Below are 24,027 nucleotides of genomic sequence, written 5' to 3'. Positions count from 1 at the left end.
GGCGTCCACGCCCCGCCTGGACCATAGAATCAAACGGTCGCGCCAGCCCGTGCGGCCGTCCCATAACGAACCCGAGGAGTTCCGCGATGGCCTTTGTTCTGCCCGACCTGCCCTATGCCAAGGATGCCTTCGGCGACATCCTGTCGGTCGAAACCTTCGATTTCCACCATGGCAAGCATCACAATGCCTATGTCGTGAAGGCCAATGAACTGGTCGCCGCCGACGCCTCGTTGCAGGGCAAGTCGCTGGTGGAACTGATCAAGTCGTCCAAGGGCGGCCTGTTCAACCAGGTCGGCCAGATTTGGAACCACACTTTCTACTGGAACTCGCTGTCTCCGGTGAAGACCGCCCCGACCGGCGAACTGCTCGCCAAGATCGAGGAAGCCTTCGGTTCGGTCGACGCGCTGATCGAAAAGCTCAAGGCAGAGGCCGTCGGCCACTTCGCCAGCGGCTGGGCCGCGCTGATCCTGAAGGACGGCAAACTGGAAGTGACCAGCTATCATGACGCCGACACCCCGGTCGCGCATGAAGGCCATGCCCCGCTGCTCATCCTCGATGTGTGGGAACATGCTTACTATATCGACTATCGCAACCTGCGCCCGGCCTATGCCGAAAAGCTGCTGAAGGAAGCGATCAACTGGGACTTCGCCGCCCTGAACCTGGACGGCGAAGGCGCCAGCCGCGCCGACCAGCCGGCCTGATACAGGAAAGGGCCGGTCGCCATCGCGACCGGCCCTTGCTCCCTGCCCCGGCGCAGGGAAAAACGCGCGATCAGGCTGCGGCCAGTTGCGTGACGAACTGGTCCGCCGCCCGCTGCAATATCTGCGCCGTCTGCGACAGGCTCGACGCCGCACTGGACACCCGCCCCGACAGGCTCTCCGTGTCGCGCGCCACATCCGCCACATCGCCCATCTGCCGCGTCATGCTGGCGGCATCCTGCGCAGTCCCACGTGCGGATTCACCGATCGCACTGGTCGCATCGCGCTGATCAGCCACCGCCCGCTGGATTTCATCCGCCGCGCCCGCCAGTTGCGCCACCACGCCCGCGACTTCGGACAGAGCTTCGCGCGCCACACCCGCCCCTTCCCGAGCCGACCAAGCAAGCGCATGGATTTCACCGGTCGCGTTTGCTGCCTGCCCGGCCAGTTGCTTAACCTCTCCTGCCACCACTGCAAAGCCCCGGCCCACCTCCCCGGCACGCGCCGCCTCGATCGTGGCGTTCAGCGCGAGCAGGTTCGTCCGGGCTGCAATATCCGTGATCGAATTGGCGAAACTGGTGATGGATGTGGTGCGGCCTTCCAACTCATGCACGGCCTGATGCCCCGTGCCTGACACGCGCTGCGCCTCGCCGCCCAGCACCGCTTGCTGGTGCGACGCCGAAGCGATCGCCGCGATCGATTCCGACAGTTGTTCGATACGCTGCGCCAGCATGGCGGCATTGGCAGAGGATTGCTCGGCAATCGCCACCGTGTCCTTCGTCCCTGCGCTGGCCCGTCGCGCCAGTTGGTTGAGCTGACGCGCAGAATCGTCCAGTTCCTGCGCCGCGGCACCAACCGATCCGACGATTTCCGAAACCGACTGGCGGAAATCCTGCACCAGCGCCAGGGTCGCCGACCGCCGATCCGCTGCCATGCTGGCCTTTTCAGCCTCCTGCTGCGCACGCAATTGTGCCGCACGCGCATCTATCTCCCGGCTGGCGACCATGGCCGCTTCGGCCGCATCGCGCCCCTTTTCCGCTTCCTGCGCCAATTCGCCCGCCTGCACCACATGACCGTCCAAGGCCAACAGCATCGTCCGCAAACGGATCGTCAGATAACAGAGCACCGCCGCCTGCAACACCACCGCCACGGCATGCATTGCCACCCGGCCGACATTGGCCTGATCCGGAAACACCCATGCAGGCAGGGCCAGACTGAGGATGAGATGATGAATCGCCGTCAACGACGCCGCTAGCAGGATCGGTCGCCAGTCATAGAGCAGCGCCAGACCCGCGAGCGCCACGAAGAAGAACATATGGCCATCCATCTGCCATGCATGACCGGACAGGAGATAGAGCCCGATGGCCGGCTGCACCGCTGCCAGCGTGCCCATCGCCAACCGCACCTCCAGATCCCCGCGCTGGCGCATCACACCGATAGTGGGCAGCAGGTTGACGAGCGCGGACAGCAATAGCGCGCGTGCGCCATGCTGCACGCCCAGGAACAGGCCGCCCAGCCCGATCGCCACCGTCCACCACCAATTGACGCACAGCAAGATGCGTAGCCCCTGCAATCGCAACCGATCGAGGCTGGTCATGGCGCTCATCAGGCGGACGCTCCACAGCCGCCCATCTGCGCCGACAGGGCGATCACACCCTGACGCAGCAACGCAAGCACCAGTTGGTCCCGATCGCCTTCGACCAGAAGCGACCCCGGCCACGGCCCCTTGGCCACCAGCCGTGCCCCCCGGGCAACGGCAATCGGCGCGACAGTTGCTTCCGCTTCATGGGTCAAGGGTAACAGCAGCATCCGTCCGCTGGCAGGCGGAACGGCATAAAGGCCGAGCAGCCCGAAAAGAACCAAGGCGCATTGCGCAGTCAGGGGCAGACCCCGCCGAAAGGATGCAAATACAGGCATTGCCTCCGATTAGGCGGCATTGGTAAGAATAATATTAAGGATCTTTGGGGCCAACTATGCCCAGCGCCTCGGCCAGTTCGTCCAGATCGGCGCCCGACCGGACCAGCAGCCAGTCCCGGCTGGCGGCACCATCAACCACCGTCACCGCGTCCCTGGGGCATACGCCCAGACAATTGACTTCCACAATCCCTGCTGCGGCCTTGCGCCCCTTATTGAGGGACAAATGCTTGCGCAGCGCCTTGGCCAGCCGCTCGTTACCGCTCGGCCCGAAACCACCGTCCAGTTTTTTTGAACATTTGCGGCAGACTAGCACCACATTGGACCAGTTGGATCGAACCTGATCCTTCAATCCGCCGCGCCCCGCGGTTTCCACGTCCGCCGCTCCTCGGCCGCACGCAACACTTCATAGGCCGCCTGGATCGCCTGAAATCGGACCGCCGCATCGCTGTCGCCCGGCTTCACATCTGGATGATATTCCTTGGCGAGTCGACGCCAGCTCTTCTTCACAGCGTCGAACCCGGCGTCATCTTCCAGTTCTAGTGCCTTGAGCGCATGCAACTCGTCACGCGAGCGGCTGCCATCGCCCGGTCCGCCCCAGCCATGATAAGCGCTGGACTGATAGCCGCCGGCATCGCGCCGCTCGGCCTTTTCCCGCGACCCCCGTTCTTCATCGTCCAGGCCCTGAAAATAGTCCCAGTTACGGTTATACTCGCCGGCATGTTCGGGGCAGAAATACCAGCGCTCGGGGCTATTGGGCGACTTGGGCGCCGGGCAATCGCCCGGCTGGTCACAGCCATAACGGTCGCACATGCGCACGCGCTGCGCCTCACGCGCTGCCCCATAGGCACGCCAGCGGGGAAAGCCCCAGTCATTCGATCGGCTATTTCTTGCCATTGTCCCGAATTAGGGAAGGTGCGGGCGGAAAGCCAGCCCAGCCACCAATTTTGCGGCGTAAAATACCAGAGGGCCTATAAGCCGGGTTCTGTCCCCTCCTTGCGGAGATAGGCGACCATTCCTCTAGGGAACGGATTGCTCCGTTCCTCAAGCAACCAACCCGGGCGATCTCGGTCGAAACAGACCTAGCAGTCGAAACTGCGCGCCGCCCCTATTCGGTCTTGCTCCCGGTGGGGTTTACCGTGCCGCCTTGCGTTACCGCAGACGCGGTGCGCTCTTACCGCACCCTTTCAATTTCGCGTGGTCGAAACCCCAATGTCCTAAGACAAAACGCGACCTGCTTTCTGTTGCACTGTCCCTTGGATCACTCCAGCCGGCCGTTAGCCGGCACCGTCATTTCGTGGAGCCCGGACTTTCCTCGCCGTGGAAGTTACCCGCCACGCCGCGGCCGCCCGGCCCTCTGGCGGGACGGGCCTTAGACCGATTTTCCTGCCCCGTCATCCCGCTTATTCATCTCCGCGGGGTTTGGGCAGCAGCAGGGCAAGCAAAATGGCCCGACACTCGCCGCAGATCACGCCATCAATCAGTTCGGGCCGAAAGCGCCGCTGGAAAGCGACCACCGCCGCCTTGGGATCGGCAATGTCATAGCCGAACCGTTCCAACGCCAGCATGAAGCCACTGTCGGTCCAGTGCGGGTCCATCAGATTCTTGGTCGGGCGCGGCAATGCCAGCCGCAACCGCGCAAGTTGCCCCCAAGGAAAAAGCTCGCCCGGATCCTGCTTGCGAGCCGGCGCAATATCGCTGTGCCCCACGATGTTGCCGCGCGTGATCTTGTGTCGCTGGACGATTGCGTGAACCAGCGGGATCAGCGATCCCATCTGCGTTTCCGGGAAAGGGCGATAGCCCCACTCATGGCCGGGATTGACGATCTCGATCCCGATGCTGGCAGAGTTGACGTCATCCACGCCGCGCCAGTGCGACCGGCCCGCATGCCAAGCGCGCCTAGCCTCATCGACCATGCGGATGATCTGACCGTCCTCGGTCACGACATAATGGGCCGACACTTTCGATTCCGGATTGGAGAGCCAATTGATCGCACTCGCAGCGTCGGGCATGCCAGTATAATGCAGCACCAGCATCGTGATGGGCAGACTGCGGTCGTCGTAATTGGGCGACGGCGTGTCGATCATGGGCATGTCGGTCATCGGAAAAGGCCAGTCACTTGCAGCGGCTCGATCATCGCACCCTTCCGGCCTGCCCCTTTGGCGGCCTGCGCATGACCATGGCCGAGACAGGCGCAGCAATCAAGCAGGGTTAATGCGGATGCAGGCTCTTCAGCCGACGCGACGGACCGGCCTGCCGACGCAATCGGGCACCAGCGCCTTGGGCGCATAGCCACCACGAAAATCGGGATGCGGCAGAAAGTCGTCGCCCTGCCCAATCACCGTCTCCCCAGCACCCAGCAACAACACCGATCCGGCATGGCTATGCCGGGCCAGCAGGCGCAGCACTTCAACCCGGCGCTCTGGCGTGAAGTAAAGCAATACGTTGCGGCAAAGCAGGAGATCATATTCGCCCGATGGCGCGCGAGGATCGAACAGATTATCGCGTCGGAAATCGATCATCCGTCGCAGTTCGGGATTGGCCCGCCAATCCTCGCCATGCGGTTCGAACCATTTGATGAGGTCGCCCACCGCCAGCCCGCGCTGCACGTCCATCTGCGAAAAGATACCAGCCCGTGCCTGCTCGATCGCCGCAGTGGAAATATCGGTCGCCAATATCTCGATCCGCCATCCCTGCCAGCGCTCGACATCGTTACGCATCCGGATCGCCAGCGAATAGGCTTCCTGCCCGGTCGAACACCCCGCGCTCCATATGCGCAGCGTCCGATCCTCCTGCCGCTCCTGCTGGATTCGCGGCAGGATCTGGCGATGAATCATGTCGAAGATCTGGAGATCGCGAAAGAAGCTGCTTTCATTGTTGAGCAGCGCGTTGACCACGTCCTCGTCCAGCTTGGGATCACGCTTGCGCAGCAATTGCGCGGCCAGATCGTCGATCGTCTGCAAACCATGCGCGCGCAGGATCGGACGCAACGCGGTTTCCATCCGCCAGGCACGGCCTTCCGACAGCACCTGACCCGTGCGAGCTTCCAGCAGCCCGGACAGGATGCGCGCAGCGCCCTGAAAAGTGGGGGAACCTGCGGGAGACAATGGCATCAGGCGATGACCTTCCCACGGCGGGCCACGAAATTCATGATGGCCAGCGGTTCCATCACCGCGCAAGTCAGCCCCGCACCGGCAACCGATCCCGGCATGCCCCATACGACGCTGCTCGCCTCGTCCTGAGCCACGATCCAGCCGCCTGCCGCCACAATGTCACGGGCGCCCAGCGTGCCATCGCGCCCCATGCCGGTCAGGACGATGCCGGCCGCACCAGCGCCATAGACGTCAGCCATGCTGGCAAACATCGGGTCCACGCCCGGTAGGTTGCCGGCCGGCGTCCGCTCGGGATTGAGCAGGATCACCACCCGACCATGCAGGCTGCGACGCAACTGGATATTGGCATCACCCGGCGCGACATAGACCGTGTCAGGCATCAGCATGTCGCCGGTCTCCGCGACCTTCACCTTCAGGCTTGTCATGCGCGACAACTGCTGTGCGAAATAGACGGTGAAGCTGGCAGGCAGATGCTGGGTCAGCAGTACCGGCACTCCCAGAGGCGCCGCCAGCCCCTGAAACAGTTGGCCCAGTGCGTGAATCCCCCCGGTCGATGCGCCGATACCGATACAGGCGAGCGGTGCGCCGGTCGAATCCATGGCAATCGGCGCCGCCACACGCGGTAGTGGCGGCACTATCGGCCGATCACCAAACAGGCGGTTCAAGCGATCAATCAGCGCTTGCGGAAATTGCTCGCCGAAACTGCCGCTGCCTGGTTTCGACAATATGTCGCTGGCACCCAGCGCCAGAGCTTCAACCGCAGCGGCGCTGCCTTCCTCACATTTGCCGGACAGGATTGCGACCTTCACCGAAGGATTGGCGCGCAATATCTCCGGCAGCGCAGCCAGACCGCTTTGGCCTGGCAGTTCGATATCCAGCAAGATCAGATCGACCACATGATCGGCCAGATAGCCCAGCGCATGTTCGGCACTGTTCGTCTTGTAGACGACGCTATAGCCAGGATCGGCATTCAGAATGCGCTCGATCACCGTCCGCACGACGACCGAGTCGTCCACAACCAGCGTGCGCACGACAGGTCGTGCGTCCCCCTGGTTGGTCATTATCGGCATCATCGCGGTCATCACGGGGCTTTCTGTGCGGAAGGATCAAAGGAAAATCTGCGGCACTCCTGGATCAACGGACAGAAAGACCGCTAGATCACCCCGACGATCGCCAGCTTGCTTTCGAGCGTTTCGCGATCAAACGGCTTCATCACATATTCGTCCGCCCCTGCCTCGACGGCGGCCTTGATATGGCTGATGCCATTTTCGGTCGTGCAGAAGATGATCTTGGGCCGCGCCGCCATCTTCGCGCTGGACAGCGCCTGCAGGAATTCCATCCCGCTCATCACGGGCATGTTCCAGTCGAGCAACACCACATCGGGCGGCGAAACCTCGCATTGAGTTAGGGCATCCTGCCCGTCCACCGCCTCACTGACCGTCAGGTCGAGCGATTCGAGTATATGGCGGGCCACCTTGCGGATGACCTTCGAGTCGTCGACGACCAGGCAATTCTTCATGAAGCGTCCCTTAGATTTTTGCATCCCGTTGCGTCGGGCTTAACCAGCAAAGGCGAGGATTTGGTAAACAAGTGCGTATGTATCAGGCGGCTTGAGCTAGCGCCCCGCCCTCAATGAAGGCGGCGAGCGACACGAGCAGCCAAGGATGGCCCTCATGCTCGACCAGCGCGCGGGTATAGGGCGCCCAAGCCGGTTCGAGTTGGCCACGCAGCGGCAGCGCCCCTTCCGGAACGCGACAAATATCCGTTACGCCATCGACCATCAGGCCATAGCTATGGCCACTGATGTTCGCGATAATCGCCAGACCGCGTTGCTCGACCGGCGTGGCCCGGTCGCGAATCAACGCAGCCACATCGATGATGGTCAGCACCCGGCTGCGCAGGGCGGACAGGCCGGCGATATGCGCACCCATGCCGGGCACGGGCGACACGTCGGTCAGGCGGACGACAGCCTCCACCTCTCCGGTTTCGACCGCGATTCGCGTGCCCGCCAAAGTCGCGAAAAGATAGAGCTGATCCATGCGCCTCTTCCTTATCCCCGCCGACCGGCAATCGCCGCCATCAGCGCATCCTGATCATAACGATAGATGCTGCCATCCTGCGGTCCCGTCGGACGGGGTGAAGCGCGCAGATGGACGACGCGGCATCCCATGATTTCTGCAGCCTGCGCCGCATCCACCTCTGTACACAGCACGACATCCTCGGGATCGACCATGCTGTCGCCCGGCAGGCCCAGCAGCACTTCATGCCCCGCCTGTCGTAGCAGCGGCGCTAGTATCTCGCGCGTCCAGCCATCATCGCTGTCCGCCAGCAGACAGCGTCCACGGACCCTCTCGACCAGCGCTTCTGCGGGCAGCGCGGCAAACAGTGCGAAGGGGTTGATGACCTCCAAATGCTCGCCCTCGATCACCGCGACGCCACTCAACAGGCCGTGCATAGCCACCATGTCGGGCACGACCGGCATCTGGACGATATCCAGCACCGCCGCGACCGGATAGCAGGCTTCCCGCCGATCATCGCGGAGGCGCAACGCGGATACCTTGTCCCGGTCGAACTGCGACAGGCCATTGGCCACCGGTACCAGACGACCGTCCAGCCGCACGAATGCGCGGGCGCCCGACCGGCCGAACAAGTTCGCATCGATATCCTCGACCCGCTCGATCAACGACAGTTTCAGCAGCCGCCGCTCGCCCGACAACTCCTCGAACCGCAGCGCGGCGACCATTTCGACGCCGGTTTGTGCGTCCGACTCTTCTTCCAGCTGCCGCGCCGCCCGATCGTCGATGATATTGGGCAGCCGCGCCGCATTGGCCAGGCCCGCCGCATCCAGCAACAGCATCGGCTTGCCATTGTCGGGCAGCGTCATGCCGGCATAGACGCCGCTCGCCATTACCAGCGGCGAAGCGGGGCGGATCACCAGTTCTTCATGATTGTCGACCGCCGACACACCCATGGCAAAGGGGACGCCGGTCGCCGAACGCACCACCATGATGGCACGCGGTCCCTGCTGCGCCGGCTTTGTCATGCCCAGCACATCCTCAAGATCGACCATCGAATGACGCACGGCGCGGATCGTCGCGATCTTCGCACCGCCTACTTCGCTGACCTGCAACGTCTCATTATTGTCGTGCAATATCTCGACCACCGCCGCGCGCGGAATGGCGAAATGCTGGCCACCGGCGCGAACGATCAGACCGGGAATGATGGTCAGGGTCAATGGCACGCGCAGCGTGATGCACAGCCCCTGCCCCGGCTGATTTTCCAGCGCGATAACGCCGCCGATCCGCTCCACATTAGCGCGGACCACATCCATGCCGACACCGCGACCGGAAATGGCCGTCACCTTGCTAGCTGTCGACAAGCCGGCGTGGAAGATGAGATCCAGCCTATCCTGCTCGGACAGGCGCGCGGCGGCATCGGGCGTCAGGCGTCCGGCGGCGATCGCCTTGTCCACCAGCCGAGACGTATCGATACCAGCCCCATCGTCGGCGATGGCGATGACGATCTGGTTGCCCGACTGACGTGCCTCCAGCCGGAGTCGCCCGACTTCAGGCTTGCCGGCGGCACGCCGTTTTTCCGGCGTCTCGATGCCATGGTCGATGCTGTTGCGCACAATATGGGTGAGCGGGTCAACGACCATCTCCACCATTTCGCGGTCCATTTCGACGTCGCCGCCTTCAAGGCTGAGGTCGATCCGCTTACCCAGTTCCCGGCCCAGATCGCGCACCATGCGCGGGATCGCGGCGAACAGGCGGTCGACACGCTGCATCCGGGTCTTGGAAATCACATCGCGCATGTCGGCAACACAGGTCGACAGCCGCTCGAATACATTGTCCAGTTCGGGGTCGGCCGACCGCTCGCGCAGCTTGCGCGACAATTCGTTGCGCGCCAGCACCATGTCCGACACGCCGTTCATCAACTGATCAATCAGGCTGAGCGGCAGGCGAATGGTACGCGGCCCCGATTGCGCCCCGCCCGATCGCGCCACGGCGACGGGCGCGGCCTCGACCACGACCTGTTCAGGCTCGTCGTTCCGAGCGCTCAATGCACCGATCAGGAAATCGTCATTCTCGCTCGGCAGCGCAGCACCAATCGCCACCGCCTCGGTCAGTTCGCCGATCCTGTCCATGATGCCCAGCACGGCGCTGACGGTCGCGGGATCGGGACGGCGGTTGCCGGCGCGAATTTCCGACAGCACATCCTCGGCCGCATGGCTCAGCCGCTCGAAGCGCGGCAGGTTCAGGAAGCCGCAACTACCCTTTACCGTGTGGAAGAAGCGAAAGATCGCGTCCAGCCGGTCCCGGTCCGATGGGTCGGCCTCCCAGGCGACGACTTCGCCTGCAAGAGCCTCCAGCGTCTCCTGGGTCTCGGATATGAATTCCTGTAGTAGCTCGTCCATTCCCTCAAGGCCCCAAAGGCTGCGCGCATCGGCACCATTGCGGCGACGTAGTTAAAGGGCCGTTAAAGCTGCGTTGAACAGCGGAACGGCACAAAGAAAAAGGGCGCCGCGAAAAACCGCGACGCCCTGAAAGCCTGGCTATGGCGCCGGCGCTTACTGATGCTTCTCAACAGCGTCGCCGGCCTTTTCGCCTGCTTCGCGCGTCGCATCAGCCTTGTTTTCCAGCGCATCGGCAGCGTTTTCAGCCGCATTTTCAGCGTTGCCGGACAGGTTGTCGGCCATCGCTTCCATATTGTCGGCCTGATTGTCGAGCGCATCCGCCTGATTCTCGTATGCGTTCTCGACCTTGTTTTCCTTGGCGGAATCGCATGCGGACAGTGCGACAAGGCTGGCAAGGCCCAGAACTGCGACGAAAGTTTTCACGGCGTTATCTCCTGTTGCGCCCCCTCAGGGCATACGTCATTCGGCACCGGGTCGTGGCGGCATGCCGCCGCCTCAAACCCCGACGCCGATCAACCGGCCGTACGCCTGATGGTTCCCGTCTCAGGCTCGTTTCGTCGCATAAACGATTATTTTTTGAGCGAATCCCGGATTTCGCGCAGCAGCACGATGTCCTCCGGCGTGGGCGCAGGCGCGGCCGGTGCGGGTTCCGGCTTGGCGGTCAGCTTGTTCATCACCTTGACCAGCAGGAAGATGATGAAGGCCAGGATGATGAAGTTCACCAGCACGGTCAGGAACTGGCCCCAGCCGAACATGGCAACGCCGGCCGCCTTCAGGTCGGCATAGCTGGTGGGATTGCCCTTGAAGTCGGCAGGCAGGTCGCCCAGCCTCAGGAAATAGCCGGAAAAGTCCGCGCCGCCGAAGATGTAGCCGACGACCGGCATGATCAGGTCATCGGTCAGCGACTTGGTGATGGTGGCGAAGGCACCGCCGATGATGACACCGACCGCCAGATCCATCACATTGCCGCGATTGATGAACGTCTTGAATTCGGAAACCAGCCCCATGGTGTAAGCCCCTTATACCATTTGCGATGATGATTGACTGCATGGCCCGTTGCGCCGCCCGGGGCAACGTCCTATTTCAACAGCGAAACAAAGCCGAGGATGTTCCATGTCGCTGATGCGTCGTTTTTCCACAGTGCTTCTGCCGATCGTCGGCGCGCTCACCCTGTCCGCCTGCGGCATCAACAGCGTGCCGGCTGCGGAGGAAGAAGCGAAGGCCAAATGGGCCGATGTGCAGGCACAATATCAGCGCCGCGCCAATCTGGTCGGCAACCTCGTCGCCACGGTGAAGGCGGCGGGCAAGCAGGAACAGGACACGCTGGTCAAGGTGACCGAGGCCCGCGCCAAGGCGACCTCTGTTCAGGTCAATGCAGAAGACCTGTCCGACCCCGCCAAGGTCGCGCAGTTCCAGGCTGCGCAGGCGCAACTGAGCCAGGGGCTTGGCCGCTTGCTCGCCTCGGTCGAGGCCTATCCGGACCTCAAGACCAACGAGAATTACCTGAACTTGCAATCGCAGCTTGAGGGCACGGAAAACCGTATCGCCGTCGCGATCCGCGACTATAATGGCGCAGTACAGGCCTATAATATCCGCATCCGCACCTTCCCCGACGCGATCGGCGCGAAGATCATCCATGGCGCCAAGCCGATGACCCCGTTCCAGGCGACCACGCCGGGCGCGGAAGAAGCGCCAAAGGTCGACTTCGGCAACTGACGCGGTGCCCGTCGCCACCCTTACGCCGACGGGGCGCGCGCCTGCCCCGTTCGGCCTGAGCCTGTCTAGGGCCTGTTCTTTCCCGTCCGGAAAGCGCCGGCCCGACCGGTTGATCCTGTCCCTGCTGTTCTTGCTCCTCGCCATGCTTGCCCTGATGCCGTCGGCCTGGGCACAGACATTTCCGGCGTTCGATGACAAGGGCGTGGTCGATGCCGCAAACATCCTCGACCCGACGCAGGAGCAGGCGCTCAGTGCCAAGCTGATTGCGCAGAAGAAGGCCAGCGGACGATCGCTGGTGGTGGCGACCATCCCTGATCTCCAGGGCTATGACATATCCGATTATGGCTATCGGCTCGGTCGAGACTGGAAGATCGGCGACAAGGACAGTAGCGGCGCGCTGCTGATCATCGCGCCTGCCGAACGCAAGATCAGGATCGAGGTCGGCTATGGACTGGAAGGCGTGCTGACCGACGCTATTTCCTCCCAGATCATCCGCAATGTCATCAGCCCGCGGTTCAAGGCGGGGGATATGGCGGGCGGCATCGGTGCCGGCGTAGATGAAATCACCGCCCTGCTCGCCCTGCCCCCCGATGAAGCGAAACAACGCGCCGCGGCTGCAGAGGCGGCCGCCCGCAAACAAGATGATAACGGCGGCGGCATCATCGCTTTCTGGATCATCCTGTTCATCGTCTTCTTCGTCGCTCTTCCCCTCCTGTCACGCGCCAAGGGTGGTAAACGCTATCGGCGTGGCGGCGGCAGCGGGCCGATCATCATCTGGGGACCGGGCGCTGGCTCGGACTGGGGCGGCTCCGGCTGGGGATCGGGTGGCGGCAGTTCCAGTTGGGGCGGCGGCCACAGCGGTGGTGGTTTTTCTGGCGGTGGAAGTTTCGGCGGCGGCGGCGCATCGGGGGATTGGTGATGCAGCTTCATCTTTCGCAATCCGACCATGAGCTTGTCTCCAGCGCCGTGGCTGAGGCTGAAGCGCATACGTCCGGCGAGATCGTCACCATCGTCGCACGGCGATCCGACAGCTATCATGATGTCGGCCTCAGCTGGGCAGCAGCAGCGGTGTTCATCGCCCTTGCGCTGATGGCCGCCTTCCCGGCGCATCTGCGCACATTCCTGTCGATGCTGCTGCTTGACTGGGAGCATGAACTGGCCGACTGGAAGCTGCTGATGGGGCTGCTCGGCCTCCTCATCCTCAAATTTCTGGTCGTGCGCTATCTGCTCGCGATCATGCCGCTGCGCATGCTGGTGACGCCGCGCGCTACCAAGGCGCGCCGGGTCAGGCGCCGTGCCATCCTGCTGTTTCGCACCGCGGCGGAAGCGCGCACCCGCGGGCGCACCGGCGTTCTCATCTACCTCTCACTAGACGAGCATCGCGCCGAGATCGTGGCGGACCGCGCCATCAACGCGAAGGTCAAGCCGGAAGCCTGGGGCGAGGCGATGGCCGCGCTGATCGATGCGATCCGCGCTGGCCGCGCCGGCGAAGGGCTGGCAGAGGCCGTGCGGCAAGTCGGGCTGGTGCTGGCTGCCCACTTCCCGCGCGCCGACGACGATATCAACGAACTCCCCGACAGGCTGATCGAATTATGACTGACCCCGACCGGACCGCCCCTGAAGAAGTCATGTGGGCCGGCCGCTTCATCACCGCCAAGAGGCGGGGTAAATGGGAGTATGTCGGCCGCGCACGCGGCATCCATGCGGCCGTCATTCTGGCGATCGATGAGGCGGATGATGGTCGTCATGTCCTGCTGGTCGATCAATATCGCGTACCGCTCGGCCGTCGCTGCATCGAACTGCCAGCCGGCCTTGTGGGTGATGAGGAAGAGGGCGAGGATACCAGCCTCGCCGCCGCCCGCGAACTGGAAGAGGAAACCGGATATCGTCCCGATCATCTGGAATCGCTTGGCCAGTTCTACAGCTCGCCCGGCATGGTCTCGGAAAGCTTCACCCTGTTCCGTGCGCACGGACTGGTAAAAACCGGCGAAGGCGGCGGCGTCGCGGATGAAGACATCCATGTCCATCGCGTGCCGCTCGCCACGCTGCACGAACAGATGGCCGACTGGCGCGCGCAAGGCTATGCCATGGACGTCAAGCTGCTCCTGCTGCTGGGCGCAGGCATGGTGGCGTAACGGCTGGCAGTGGCAATGCGCGCTTGCCCCCTCAAAGGCGGCGCTGAGCGCGATTGACGAGTCCCCATCGTCCGGACTTGGGCGACAAGGTGACAAAAGCACCGCAAAATGCGTGCAAGATTGTCACCTTATGTCGCTTTTGCAGTGCCCGCGCGGTGCGTTGGCAGCGGCGCTTCTATCGACATGCTCATGAGTCGATCGCCGGACAATTGAGATCGATCCTGTAGGACGGGCCATTGCTCCGCCGCGCTGGGATCGTCTGGCAGCGAGTTGCCCGCAAATTTGTCCGTGTCCCCTGAGCAGCGTTTCATATCACCCGATACCAGGTAGCGACCCGATCCAGCGCCAGCGTCAGTACCAGCTTGCCGGCGCGGCTGGGCCAGCCCAAGGCTTTCTCTGCCGCGACCAGCCCCTCCCCCGCGCATGCGACCCGCCATAATATGTCGGCCAGCCCCGGCCCAGCCGCCTTGATCGCACCGTCGAACCGTTCCCGCGCCGCCAGTTGCATCAGCGTAGGATCGCCCTGCCGCCCCGCCATGCGCCCGGTACGTGGCGCCCCGTCCCAACGCATCGTGACGCGCGCGCCCAACCCCGCCTGCTCCCAATCGCGGCGCAACAGATCACCGGCTACATAATGCCGCTCGTTCAGATGCCCCCGCGCGTGCAGCCAGGCGATCGGCGATTCGCCAATATGCACCATGACCGCCTGTGTCCGGCCATCCGGCCCTTCGATCATCTGTTCGATATGGGTAGTGGCCATAGATATCTCCCTGCTGCCAGCGATCGTAGCGCAGGGACTTGCCATGCAGGATAGTTTGTAGGAAAGAGAAAACCAAATAGGTTCTTGAACAGGACATGGGATGATTACGCGCATTCGCGAGGTTCGCAAGGCGAAGGGGCTGACGCTGGAGCAGGTCGGCGCGCTGTGCGATCCACCTACCACGGCGCAGACGATCGGGCGACTGGAAACCGGCACGCGTACCGTATCGGTCAAATGGCTCAATCGCATCGCCCTCGCGCTCGGCGTGACGACGGCCGAACTGGTTGCTTTGCCGGGGCAGGCCGCCGTACCGATCGCGGCCCTGCTCGGGCCAGACGGCGCCCGCGCGCCCACGCGGCCACTGGCCTTCCCGCCGCCGATAGCATCGGACGGGATGGTCGGCATCCATGTCAATGCCAGCATCGGCGATTATCGCAATGGCGATGCCATCTGGTGCAAGCGCATAACGCCGGAAGAATTTGGCGGTACGCTCAATCGCGACCTCCTTCTGCCCCGCCCAGCCGGCCGCTTCCTGTTCGGGCGGCTCATCGGCCGCGAAGGCGACCGGCTGCAACTGCTGCCGCTGGGGTCCGGCGCACGCCAACTGGTACTGACCGATCCGCCATGGGCCGCTGTGGCGGTGCAACTCGTCCGACGCCTCTAGCCAAGCCCGCGCGGGGCTGCTTAACCATCCGCTAAAGACTATACAGCGAAAAGAGAGGCCATGGCGCTTAACGTCCTCATGCTATCGACCCTCTTTCCCGACATCAGCCGACCCAATTTCGGCGTGTTCGTGGAACGGCAGGCGCGCGAACTGGCCAGCCGCCCCGAAGCCGATGTCACCGTGCTTGCGCCGGTTGGCCTGCCGCCATGGCCACTGTCGTTGGCGGCACGCTATGCCCCGCTACGCGCGCTGCCACGCAAGGAACGCTGGCGCGAATTGACCGTCTATCGGCCGACCTTCCCTATCATCCCCAAATTCGGCGGGCCGACCAATGTCGGCGCCATGACCCGCGCGATCCTGCCACTGGTCCGGCGGCTGCATGCGGAAAAGCCGTTCGACGTGATCGACGCCAGTTTCTTCTTCCCCGATGGTCCGGTGGCCCAGCGACTGTCGAAGGCCCTTGGCATTCCCTATTCGGTCAAGGCGCGCGGCGCCGACATCCATTATTGGGGCACACAGCGCAGCACCCGCAAGATGGTATTACAGGCGGCCGAGAGCGCATCCGGCCTGCTCGCCGTGTCCGAAGCCATGCGCCGGTCGATGGGCCGCATGGGCATCGATATGGACAAGGTTAGGGTTCATTACACTGGCGTCGATCTCGACACGTTCGAGGCGGGCGACCGCGACGCGGCCAAGGCGGCGCTGGATTTCAGCGGCCCGGTATTGCTGTGCGTCGGCGCCCTCATCCCGCGCAAGGGGCAGGATCTGCTGGTCAAGGCGCTGCCGCAATTGCCCGATGTCACCCTGCTGCTGGCGGGGCAAGGCGCCTTTCGCCGCACTTTGGAAAATCTTGCGCAGGAACTAGGCGTCGAACGGCGCGTCGGCTTTCTCGGCTCAGTACCGCATCATAAGCTGCCCCGCATCTACACCGCCGCCGACGTCATGGTTTTACCCTCCGAATCGGAAGGGCTGGCCAATGCCTGGGTGGAATCGCTCGCCTGCGGCACCCCGATCGTCATCACCGACGTCGGCGGCGCGCGCGAACTGCTCGACCGTCCGGAAGCCGGCCGGATCGTGGCGCGCGAGCCTGATGCGATTGCGGAAGCGGTGCGGGCGATCCTCGACGCGCCACCCGCCCGATCGACCGTGCGGGAGGCGGCATTGCGTTTCACCTGGGCCGCCAATGGCGATACGCTGCTCGCCCATCTTCAGGCGATCGCCGGAAAATCCTGATCCAGCGGCCAGAGCAGGCGCGGACGCCCTTCGGCGGTGGGGAAATGCCCGCCATCGAACGGCACGTCACCCCAGCGCCACGGCGTCAACTCATCATAGGCTGGGTTGGAGATGGGCGCGTGGCGCTTGAGGTTGAGTAGCCGGCTCCCGTCGTTGCGATAGGCGGTCAGCCGCACATGCTCGCGATAGATGTCGGCCGGCCGCTCATAATGGAAAGCGTCTCCCCACCCCATATTTTGTGCGATCTTGGTAAAGATCCACCAATCCGGCCTCGCTTCACCCGGTAGCGACAGCAGCCTGCGCTGCCGGCTGATGAGCCGATCGCTCGCGGTCAACGTCCCGTCCTTTTCGATCCAGACCGGCGATGGAAACAACATGTCGAAATCTTCCACGCCCACCGGCGACGGCGTGTTGCAGATCGCAAATGGCACGGCGGCCCGCGCCGCGCGCAACCAGGGCGCCGCCTGCGCATCAGGACCGACACTCCACAGCGCCTTGATGCGTCCGTCCCGCATCGCTTCCAGCAGCGCTTCGCCTTCAAGGCCCGCCCCCTCGGCCAGTTGACGCGCGCCCCAGAAACGGCCGATGTCGGCACGGGCATCCGGCGTGAAGACACGATGCGCCGCCAGATTGTCGGCCAGACACCCGACCTCGCGCGCGCCCATGGCATTCGCACCGCCGGTCAGCAGAAAAGGGGTAGAGCCTGGCCGGGCGATACGCCCGGTCGCCACATGCAGATTGCAGGCAGCCGCCACCGTCCGATGACCGGCATGATCGCCGACCAGCGTCACCAGACCATCGGTCGCCGCGACCGCATCGTAAAAGGCCCGGATCGTCGCGGGCGGCAGGCCGGAAAGGCGCGCGATCGACCAGAGGTCATGTCCTTCCGCCATGGCCGCCCAGACCGATTCATCCGCGGTCCAATGAGGATCGAGTACCCCCGCATTGCGGCAATGGAGCAGCGCGCCGGTCAGCAACCGATCAAGACTGCCCGGAATGACGGACAGGCGCAGGTCTGCGTCGATCTCCGCACCATCCTCGCCTTCCGTCAGCAGTAGAAGGCGAAGCCCCTGCTCTTCCCGCGCCGCCTGGACTCTCTCCAGCAGCACAGGATGATCGCGCCCCGTCTGCGCACCAACTAGCAGCACCGCCTGCGCCTGATCGATATCCTCGATGGCGGCGGGCATGACATCTTCACCGAAGGCAGCCCGCTGAATCGCCGCCAGATTTGCCGTGCCCGCGCCATGCATATGGATATGGCCCGACCCCAAAAAGCCCTTCATCAGCTTGTTGGCGACATAATAATCTTCGGTCAGCAGCCCACCCGATACGTGAAGCGCGATACTGCCCGGTCCATGGCGCGCCATAATTCCGGCCAGCTTCCGAGCGGCATAGGCGATGGCGCGGTCCCAGCCGACTGGCCGTCTACCCACCAAAGGATGCAGCAACCGGCCATCAAGCGCAGAAAATTGCCCCAGCCCCCGACCATGGGCGCATAGCCGACCCACGTTGGCAGGGTGCACGCGATCACCCTCGATCAGGAGATTCCGATCGTCCCGAACGATAGCGCGGATGCCGCAGCCCACACTGCATTGGCCGCACTGACTGCGAATGATCGTCATCTCAACAGGGAACGCAGGAGAGGATGAAAAGCGCGATCATCCCGCTCGCCTAGCGGATCGCTCCACTGAACAAAAGCATGCGTGGATCAACGTCCTTCTGTTGCGCCTGACACGCGCAGGATGCAGATAAAGATGATGACCCGCCTGATCCTGCGCCTCGCCCTTTTTCTGTCCCTGCTTATAGCGTCCGCTGCCCAGGCTGCGCCGGACAATCGCGGCCCCCTCGTCCTTGCCGCAGCCAGCATGCAGGAGGCTATGACCGCAGCAGCCGACAGTTGGGCGGCACGCGGCCACCCCCGGCCGATACTGTCCTTCGCCGGTTCGTCCGCGCTGGCGCGTCAAATCAAGGCTGGCGCTCCCGCCGACCTGTTCCTGTCCGCCGACGAGGAATGGATGACAGATGTGGAGCAGGCAGGCCTGTTGGTAAGGGGGACAAGGGCCGACATGGCAGGCAATCGCCTCGTCCTCATCACGCCCGTCGCCAGGCCGGTCGCGCTGCGCATCGGCAGAGGCATGCCGATCGCCCGTGTCCTGGGTGATGCCCGGATCGCCATGGCCGATCCCGACAGCGTGCCGGCTGGCAAATATGGCAAGGCGGCCTTGACTGCGCTGGGCGTCTGGCCATCCGTCGCCGGCAAGGTCGCCCGCGCCGACAATGTCCGCGCGGCCCTGTCTTTCGTCGAACGCGGCGAAACCCCCCTGGGCATCGTCTACGCGACGGACGCACGCGCATCCAAGGCGGTCCGGGTGGTCGACACCTTCCCCGCCGGCAGCCATCTGCCGATCCGCTATCCGCTGGCGCGGCTCACGGCCAGTCGCCATCGCGACGCGGAAGCCTTCCGTCGATATCTGCTGTCGGGGGCGGGCAAGGCGATCCTCGCCCGCTACGGCTTCACCGCGCCTTAGGCTCAGGACTTATTAAATCGCTCGTAGTGATGGCGAAAGGTTGATTCAACGGGCCGTCGGCGAAAGTGCCCCTTCGCACCGGGCCGTTGAATGGTTGCCAAGGGTCGAGGATTGGCGTTCTCAGAAACGCTACAGCATCTGATCCGGCATCACTTTCATCCTCCCGGGCTGTACGCTAGACACGGCACATTGTCGCCAGCCCAATCAATTTCAGTCGTCGTGGGCACTCGCCTGCTTGCCTGCGCATCGGCGTTTTTGCCGTTCGGATTGTAGGTTATCCATGCCATGCTGTTGTCGAACAAGGCGATGCGGCCATTGTCGCGCTGCGCTTTGGCGGCATCGACTTCTTTCTGTTCGATCCTGGATCCACGGATCATGCGCAACGAACCGTCATATATGTCGAAGGCGCGATAATAGGTCCGACCGAACATCCGGTTGTTGATATCATCCTTGTGCGACCATTGCTCCGCCTTCGTCGCGGATGGCAGGCGGACCGTGGTGACGTAGCAGCTAAAATCCGGCTTGTTGTAAAATGGCAGTGCCTGATCCTGCTCTGTCGCGCGTATCCGCTTTTCTGGCGGGTTGAAGCCACCACCCGGCAGTGCCAGCGACCTTATTCCATCGCCATCATCATCCCAGTCGACCGCACCAGTACCGACGATGGTCAATATGCTGGCCTGCGCCTTCGCGTCATAGCGCCACTGAACATCTTCGATGGTCTGCCATGTGTCTCCAATAGCATTTTGACGAAACGCGCTAAGCAGTTGCGCGGGCGTTGCCGCAGAGAACTGCACTTCCTGCTGCAAGCCTTCGATCCCGCGCTTGATCGTCCTATTGGTAATGCGTGCAGGCTTGTCGAAGCCAGCGCGGGCATCGATTTCGAACAGTGTAATCTCATTTGGTCGAGAAGCAGGCGCCCAGCCAAGCTGCTCAAGACCGCTTCCCTGTACGGTCAGAGGAAGAACCCATTGATAGGGGATGACTGGCTCCTCTGTAGGCGAGACAACGGCAGGCATTGTGCCATCAAGCCAATAGCTCTTTCCATCGATGCGCGCCCGCACCAGCACGTGGTCGAACATGCGTGGGCTGGGCAGCCGCAGATCGAGGCCATCATCAGCGCCGCTGTTGTTGACCAGAACCGCCTCGGCTTCGACGCCCAACTCACGCAACAATGCCAGCAGCAGAGCAGTCTTGGCCTTGCAATCGCCGTAGCGACGCTGCCATGTCTCGTCGGCTCCTGCCGGCGTCAGATTTCCGCCATTGAGCCCGACATAAATGTAGCGGACATCCTGCTGCACCATTTTCAGGGCAGCGGCAGCGCGGTCGAGCGGTTTCGCATGTGCCGCAGCGATCCGGGCGGCCTCCTGCCCGAGCGGGGAGTTGGCGCTCAGACTGGACGCATTGGTAAATAATGGCGCGAAAAGGCGCGACATGCCCTGCCAGTCGCTGAAACTGCTATATTCAACGACCCGCTGCCATTGATAGCGAGGGGGCGCATCTTTTGGAGGCGTCAGGACGCCGGGATTATCGAACCGATAATCGATTGCATTCGCGCCCTGCTCCGCCACCGTCGTCATGTCACTGGTCATCTTGACCGTAGGCTTGTTTCTTTCTTCCCAACTCAACCGAAGATGATATCGGCCAGGCGCCGGATCGGGGGCTAGGAGAAGCAGGCCGGCATCATCCTTCCCCAAGGTGGGATCGCTGACGCGGAGTGTTGCCCCGAACTCGATTTCGTCACCCACCCTCAGATCGGGCACACGCAAAACGGCCGTCAGATTGCCGTCCAACCTCGCCGCTTCCAACTGGTCTTCTCGACGCAATATCTCGAACGAAGCCGTCTTCAATATGTCGATGACCTGGCCTTCGCGATGAATCTTTATCGTGTGGACGACAGGTGAGCCAGCCGCCGGGTTCCATGCCAACGACAGGTTGCCAAGCTGAAGCGCGTTGGGATGCAGTATCTTGATGCGATAGCCGTTATAGAGCAGTTGCCCCTTGTCATCGAGATGAACCTCCGTGTCCTGACGGCGGATGAAGACCGCACCCGCAGCATCGGTGGGAACAGGCATGGGCTCCGACTGGACAGCCCATTTGGGCACAGGCCCGGTTTGGATTTTGCTGCCAGCTGCATAAGCGGTGGATCCGGCAAGCAGGCTCGCCAGGCAAACAGAAATCTTGAAACGCACAACACCCCCCGAGAATCGCACCATAATGTCTGCAGCTTTTGAATAAGCAAGCGTTTGATGTAGCGTTGAATATCGCGCACTTCTCCGGGTGCCCCGCAGAGAAAGGACGATTCAGTTTCGAGCGCTCACCATCGACCGCTTCAACTCGAAGCGCGCGAGATATTTTCGCAAGCGATCTGCATCGTTCGAGCTGCTCCGACGGGCGGGCGATGCACTGAACAGCATCCGTCCTGCCTCAGAGAGTGACCGGCTGGCCCGGCATATCCGGATCGTTTCGGCAAGCTGGACACGGTCGAACAGGTCGAGTTCGTCGATGCGGTCCGCATCGCGGCCTCTTTAGCAGGTGCCAGCAAGGTGCCCGCCTCCTTTCGCTCTTGGAGGTCCGCCGCACGTCGCCGCGCATCATCGAGCCCGACCACCGGGAACTTGCCGATCGTAATCGTCACCGGCTTCGGTGTCCGCAATTGGACGACCCACGTTTTACTGCACGCTGACACTTTTAGGACAAGGGCATTGGCCTTCGAATCCAGCAGCCGGTCCGGTTTCCCGTCTTCGCCGCTATATCTGTAGGCCAGAAGAGCTTTATGATTCCATACTTGCGGCATTGTATTCCCATCATTCGCTGATGGGAGCCCGCTTACGAAACGCCATGAGCGGCTTTCATTATTCACGTGCATCGCGTGCGGCCGTTGCCTCGGATTTCTCCAAGTAGCCGCCATGGTATGCCAGAATGTATGCCACGCTCAAAGTTTCTCGCCATCGGCTCCGTAGAGCGGCGGGAAGCTATTGATTTTCTTTGATTTTCTGGTGCCGCTTACGTGACTCGAACACGTGACCCCATCATTACGAATGATGTGCTCTACCAACTGAGCTAAAGCGGCGTCGGGGCGGGCAGATAACAGCGGTTGGGCGATTGGACAAGCGGGCATTTTACTCCATCATGCCCTTTTTTCACCCCACGCCATTCTTACACCGCCACGGCCGGTTACCCGGCCCTGTTTACGCCAAATTTACCATCCCGTGCGAGTGTCGAGTCCCGGATGAATTTTTTCAGCGCAAGGTAGGACGATCGAATGGACACTCTGCGGGGGCATGACGCCGCCAATGACGAGGACGATTTCGACTATGCCGGCGACGCACAGATCGAAGCGCCGCCCGCCGCCATCTCCGATGAACGGCGCATGCAGGTGCGCGCCTATAATTATTGGGCGTCGCTGCTGGGCGACCGCGCCCTGCCCTCTATCGAGGACCTAGTTCCCGACCAGCTGGAGGATTTCGGCCCGCACGCCGTGTTGCTCGACTTCAGCGTCGGCCTGGAAAATCCCGCCATCGTCTATCTCGGCACCGCCCTTCGCGCCGAATGCGAGATAGAGGGGACGATCGACTATATCAACGACGTGCCGGCCCGATCGCTGCTGTCGCGTCTGACCGACCATTATCTCCAGATCATCGCCAATGCCGCGCCGATCGGCTTCGAAGCCGAGTTCATCAACCAGCGCGGCGCTGAGATCATGTATCGCGGCATATTGATGCCCTTCTCTTCCGACGACGAGACGATCGATTTCGTGTTCGGCGTCATCAACTGGAAGGAACTGGCCAGCCGCAGTCTGTCCGACGCGCTGGAACTGGAGGTGGACGAAGCGATGCGCAGCGCCCCCGCCGCGCGCGACGCCGCGCCAATCTGGGCGGACGGACCCGCCGCCGACCAGCAGAGCAACAGCCTCGCCTTCGGTATCGATGAAGATGAAGAGGAGGAGGACGCGCTCGACCTCGCCGGCATGGAATGCCCGACCGAGGATGCGCCGCTCGCCGACTGGCTGGCCATTGCCCGCGATGGCGCCGCCCGTGTGCGGATCAGCGAAGCGCGCAGCCACGCCGCCCTCTATCGCGCTGTCAGCCTGTCCTATGATTTCGCGCAGGTCGCGCGCGTCCGCCCGGACGATTATGCCGAATTGCTGCACGATTATGGCATCAAGGCACAGGCCCGAAGCCCGATGACCGCCGTCATCAAGCTGGTCTTCGGCGCCACTTACGACAAGACGCGCATCACCGAATATGCGACCGCGCTGGACCATGCGATGAATGCGGGCCTGAGCGTCGGATCGCTGTCGGCCTATCTGTCCGACTATGTCGGCGGCCTCAAGGCGCTGGTTCGCGACGAACGGGCGCAGCGCCGGTCGCAGGCGCCAGCCAAGCCGGATCGCCGTCAGGTCGCACGCGATGCAGTGAAGATGGCAGCTGCGCTCGATCCCATCGCGGTTGCTACCGACGCGGATGGCCTAGCGGTGGTCATTGCCCGGCGCGAGGCTGATGGAACGCTGGCGATCGTCGCTGCCCTGCCCGGTGACAGTGATCTGAACCAGCGAGTGATTAACGCCGCTGCACGCTGACAGGCCCGTCCGCTTCGACTTCCACGGCAGGTCCGGCCGTGATCCGCCGCACAGACGCCAGAAAATAGGTCCGGACCCCGCGCATCGATGCTCGACATGCTGCGCGGGCTGGACGATAGTCGCCTCTATTCGACGGCCCCGCACCTTGCGCGCGGGCCATGCTGCGCTGCACATATTATTTCAAGAATCAGAAATTTTATTTCTCGCCAAGGGTTGAGCCGCCCCTTGGCCGGGCGCATATAGGCGCTCCTAAAGCCGAGGAGTCGCATG

Annotated in this window: 25 protein-coding genes, 1 tRNA gene and 1 other RNA gene; 9 read left to right on the top strand and 18 right to left on the bottom strand. The window is 62.9% G+C overall.

The window, feature by feature from the left end; translation table 11 throughout:
* Window positions 1-86: 86 nt before the first annotated feature.
* Window positions 87-701 (top strand): superoxide dismutase, encoded by a 615-nt coding sequence (locus tag ACNHGR_RS18155; RefSeq protein WP_184270171.1) that lies wholly within the window; start codon window positions 87-89, stop codon window positions 699-701.
* A 70-nt stretch (window positions 702-771) separates the two neighbouring features.
* On the opposite strand, the gene ACNHGR_RS18150 is transcribed toward ACNHGR_RS18155, so the two are convergent.
* The 13 genes from ACNHGR_RS18150 to mscL form a co-directional block, all read right to left on the bottom strand.
* A complete protein-coding gene (locus ACNHGR_RS18150) occupies window positions 772-2,304 on the bottom strand; it encodes a methyl-accepting chemotaxis protein (RefSeq protein ID WP_475287866.1) in 1,533 nt (510 codons plus the stop codon).
* Window positions 2,304-2,561 (bottom strand): hypothetical protein, encoded by a 258-nt coding sequence (locus ACNHGR_RS18145; RefSeq protein ID WP_475287865.1) that lies wholly within the window; start codon window positions 2,559-2,561, stop codon window positions 2,304-2,306. The genes ACNHGR_RS18150 and ACNHGR_RS18145 overlap by 1 nt, the downstream gene beginning before the upstream one ends.
* An 88-nt stretch (window positions 2,562-2,649) precedes the next feature.
* Window positions 2,650-2,988: a (2Fe-2S) ferredoxin domain-containing protein gene (locus tag ACNHGR_RS18140; RefSeq protein ID WP_475287863.1), complete on the bottom strand. Its 339-nt coding sequence runs from the start codon at window positions 2,986-2,988 to the stop codon at window positions 2,650-2,652.
* Window positions 2,961-3,509 carry a J domain-containing protein gene (locus ACNHGR_RS18135; RefSeq protein ID WP_475287862.1) on the bottom strand — a complete coding sequence of 183 codons (549 nt, stop codon included), beginning with the start codon at window positions 3,507-3,509 and terminating at the stop codon, window positions 2,961-2,963. The genes ACNHGR_RS18140 and ACNHGR_RS18135 overlap by 28 nt, the downstream gene beginning before the upstream one ends.
* A 61-nt stretch (window positions 3,510-3,570) precedes the next feature.
* An RNA gene (rnpB, locus tag ACNHGR_RS18130) (RNase P RNA component class A) lies at window positions 3,571-3,973 on the bottom strand.
* Between the two features lie 42 nt (window positions 3,974-4,015).
* Entirely contained in the window at window positions 4,016-4,714 is a 699-nt protein-coding gene (locus tag ACNHGR_RS18125; RefSeq protein WP_184270156.1) for an N-acetylmuramoyl-L-alanine amidase, read from the bottom strand.
* Between the two features lie 129 nt (window positions 4,715-4,843).
* Entirely contained in the window at window positions 4,844-5,725 is an 882-nt protein-coding gene (locus ACNHGR_RS18120; protein WP_475287860.1) for a CheR family methyltransferase, read from the bottom strand.
* Entirely contained in the window at window positions 5,725-6,807 is a 1,083-nt protein-coding gene (locus ACNHGR_RS18115) for a chemotaxis protein CheB (RefSeq protein ID WP_475287859.1), read from the bottom strand. The genes ACNHGR_RS18120 and ACNHGR_RS18115 overlap by 1 nt, the downstream gene beginning before the upstream one ends.
* Window positions 6,808-6,878: 71 nt before the next feature.
* Window positions 6,879-7,244 carry a response regulator gene (locus tag ACNHGR_RS18110; protein ID WP_475287858.1) on the bottom strand — a complete coding sequence of 122 codons (366 nt, stop codon included), beginning with the start codon at window positions 7,242-7,244 and terminating at the stop codon, window positions 6,879-6,881.
* An 82-nt stretch (window positions 7,245-7,326) separates the two neighbouring features.
* Entirely contained in the window at window positions 7,327-7,764 is a 438-nt protein-coding gene (locus ACNHGR_RS18105) for a chemotaxis protein CheW (RefSeq protein ID WP_475287856.1), read from the bottom strand.
* Between the two features lie 11 nt (window positions 7,765-7,775).
* Window positions 7,776-10,142, bottom strand: coding sequence for a chemotaxis protein CheA (locus ACNHGR_RS18100; protein ID WP_475287854.1), 2,367 nt, complete (start codon window positions 10,140-10,142; stop codon window positions 7,776-7,778).
* A gap of 153 nt (window positions 10,143-10,295) precedes the next feature.
* The gene (locus ACNHGR_RS18095; protein ID WP_311269029.1) at window positions 10,296-10,565 is read right to left on the bottom strand and encodes a hypothetical protein; all 270 of its coding nucleotides are present in this window, start codon (window positions 10,563-10,565) and stop codon (window positions 10,296-10,298) included.
* A 146-nt stretch (window positions 10,566-10,711) separates the two neighbouring features.
* Window positions 10,712-11,149 (bottom strand): large conductance mechanosensitive channel protein MscL, encoded by a 438-nt coding sequence (gene mscL / locus ACNHGR_RS18090; RefSeq protein WP_184270139.1) that lies wholly within the window; start codon window positions 11,147-11,149, stop codon window positions 10,712-10,714.
* 106 nt (window positions 11,150-11,255) lie between these two features.
* On the opposite strand from mscL, the gene ACNHGR_RS18085 reads away from it, so the two are divergent.
* The 4 genes from ACNHGR_RS18085 (at window position 11,256) to ACNHGR_RS18070 (ending at window position 13,993) form a co-directional block, all read left to right on the top strand.
* Complete coding sequence (locus ACNHGR_RS18085; RefSeq protein WP_475287853.1) at window positions 11,256-11,858, top strand: LemA family protein; 603 nt, start codon at window positions 11,256-11,258, stop codon at window positions 11,856-11,858.
* A gap of 112 nt (window positions 11,859-11,970) precedes the next feature.
* On the top strand, window positions 11,971-12,777 hold the full coding sequence (locus ACNHGR_RS18080) for a TPM domain-containing protein (RefSeq protein WP_475288471.1): 807 nt from the start codon (window positions 11,971-11,973) through the stop codon (window positions 12,775-12,777).
* Window positions 12,777-13,454: a TPM domain-containing protein gene (locus ACNHGR_RS18075; protein WP_475287851.1), complete on the top strand. Its 678-nt coding sequence runs from the start codon at window positions 12,777-12,779 to the stop codon at window positions 13,452-13,454. Before ACNHGR_RS18080 ends, ACNHGR_RS18075 begins: the two co-directional genes overlap by 1 nt.
* A complete protein-coding gene (locus tag ACNHGR_RS18070) occupies window positions 13,451-13,993 on the top strand; it encodes an NUDIX hydrolase (RefSeq protein WP_184270130.1) in 543 nt (180 codons plus the stop codon). Before ACNHGR_RS18075 ends, ACNHGR_RS18070 begins: the two co-directional genes overlap by 4 nt.
* Before the next feature lie 307 nt (window positions 13,994-14,300).
* Here the strand turns inward: ACNHGR_RS18070 and ACNHGR_RS18065 are convergent, their stop codons facing one another.
* Window positions 14,301-14,753 (bottom strand): DUF6456 domain-containing protein, encoded by a 453-nt coding sequence (locus ACNHGR_RS18065; RefSeq protein ID WP_184270127.1) that lies wholly within the window; start codon window positions 14,751-14,753, stop codon window positions 14,301-14,303.
* 100 nt (window positions 14,754-14,853) lie between these two features.
* Between ACNHGR_RS18065 and ACNHGR_RS18060 the strand changes: the two genes are divergently transcribed.
* Window positions 14,854-15,417 (top strand): helix-turn-helix domain-containing protein, encoded by a 564-nt coding sequence (locus tag ACNHGR_RS18060; protein WP_475287849.1) that lies wholly within the window; start codon window positions 14,854-14,856, stop codon window positions 15,415-15,417.
* 60 nt (window positions 15,418-15,477) lie between these two features.
* On the top strand, window positions 15,478-16,650 hold the full coding sequence (locus tag ACNHGR_RS18055; protein ID WP_475287847.1) for a glycosyltransferase: 1,173 nt from the start codon (window positions 15,478-15,480) through the stop codon (window positions 16,648-16,650).
* Here ACNHGR_RS18055 and ACNHGR_RS18050 read toward each other — a convergent pair.
* Window positions 16,626-18,272: a molybdopterin oxidoreductase family protein gene (locus ACNHGR_RS18050; RefSeq protein WP_475287846.1), complete on the bottom strand. Its 1,647-nt coding sequence runs from the start codon at window positions 18,270-18,272 to the stop codon at window positions 16,626-16,628. The genes ACNHGR_RS18055 and ACNHGR_RS18050 overlap by 25 nt on opposite strands.
* 135 nt (window positions 18,273-18,407) lie before the next feature.
* Between ACNHGR_RS18050 and modA the strand changes: the two genes are divergently transcribed.
* Window positions 18,408-19,178 carry a molybdate ABC transporter substrate-binding protein gene (modA, locus tag ACNHGR_RS18045; RefSeq protein ID WP_475288470.1) on the top strand — a complete coding sequence of 257 codons (771 nt, stop codon included), beginning with the start codon at window positions 18,408-18,410 and terminating at the stop codon, window positions 19,176-19,178.
* A 155-nt stretch (window positions 19,179-19,333) separates the two neighbouring features.
* Here modA and ACNHGR_RS18040 read toward each other — a convergent pair whose 3' ends face one another.
* From ACNHGR_RS18040 to ACNHGR_RS18030, 3 genes are all read right to left on the bottom strand, one after another.
* Complete coding sequence (locus tag ACNHGR_RS18040) at window positions 19,334-21,367, bottom strand: DUF3857 domain-containing protein (protein WP_475287845.1); 2,034 nt, start codon at window positions 21,365-21,367, stop codon at window positions 19,334-19,336.
* A gap of 140 nt (window positions 21,368-21,507) precedes the next feature.
* Window positions 21,508-21,972, bottom strand: coding sequence for an Arm DNA-binding domain-containing protein (locus ACNHGR_RS18035; RefSeq protein ID WP_475287844.1), 465 nt, complete (start codon window positions 21,970-21,972; stop codon window positions 21,508-21,510).
* Window positions 21,973-22,172: 200 nt separating this feature from the next.
* Window positions 22,173-22,248 (bottom strand) — tRNA-Thr (locus tag ACNHGR_RS18030).
* Window positions 22,249-22,440: 192 nt separating this feature from the next.
* On the opposite strand from ACNHGR_RS18030, the gene ACNHGR_RS18025 reads away from it, so the two are divergent.
* Window positions 22,441-23,757, top strand: a complete 1,317-nt coding sequence (locus tag ACNHGR_RS18025) for a PAS domain-containing protein (protein WP_475287843.1) — start codon at window positions 22,441-22,443, stop codon at window positions 23,755-23,757.
* The last annotated feature ends 270 nt before the right edge of the window (window positions 23,758-24,027 follow it).

The organism is Sphingobium sp. RS1 (assembly GCF_056156825.1).
This window is presented reverse-complemented; position numbering and strand designations above follow the sequence as displayed.